The organism is Vibrio sp. 10N.222.49.A3, from assembly GCF_041475145.1.
GTDB classification, from domain to species: domain Bacteria; phylum Pseudomonadota; class Gammaproteobacteria; order Enterobacterales; family Vibrionaceae; genus Vibrio; species Vibrio tasmaniensis_A.
The window spans coordinates 1-497 of the sequence record NZ_JBFRVM010000368.1; the positions used below are offsets into that span (position 1 = coordinate 1).

General features: G+C 36.0%; 1 protein-coding gene. It reads right to left on the reverse strand.

Annotation, left to right across the window (positions count from 1 at the left end; translation table 11 throughout):
* Positions 1–14: 14 nt before the first annotated feature.
* Positions 15–464, reverse strand: a complete 450-nt coding sequence (locus tag AB4589_RS25675) for a helix-turn-helix transcriptional regulator (RefSeq protein ID WP_372101985.1) — start codon at positions 462–464, stop codon at positions 15–17.
* Between the last annotated feature and the right edge of the window lie 33 nt (positions 465–497).

Consider the following 497-nt stretch of genomic DNA (forward strand, 5'->3'; position numbering starts at 1 on the left):
CTGACTGGAGCAGATCATTTTTCTTCTTCTGAGTTTGATGCTAAATCTAGCATCTCTAACATGTCTCTAGCTTTTGCTTTTTTCTCATCATCAAAGATCTCGTATGGGTAATCTGAAGCTTTCTTCAATGCATTCAAAAAGCCATCTTCATCATTGATATATTCTTGTATACCTATTAGGAATTCAGTGTGTGGCGTATGTTTTAACAATGTTTCAACTTTTCTTATGAACTCTATTGGTTCCATTTTTTGTTTGTGGAACTCACCTTGGCATAGTTCTTTTTCACTTACTTTCAGTGCCTTAGATAACTTTCCCGCTAGTGATATTTTTGGCTCAGACTTTCCATTTTCCCACTTCAAGTATGTTTGGGTTGTAACTCCTACCATTTGAGCTACTTCGTTTTGCTTTAAGCCCAGCTCTGTTCTTGCTGTTCTGAGTACATCTTTCAACATTTTAAAATCCATATAAATACACCTTTATTGTATCCGCCCCATGAA

Coding starts and splice junctions, on each gene's coding strand:
- AB4589_RS25675 (WP_372101985.1), bottom strand. CDS start 464: ATGGATTTTAAAATGTTGAAAGATGTACTCAGAACAGCAAGAACAGAG.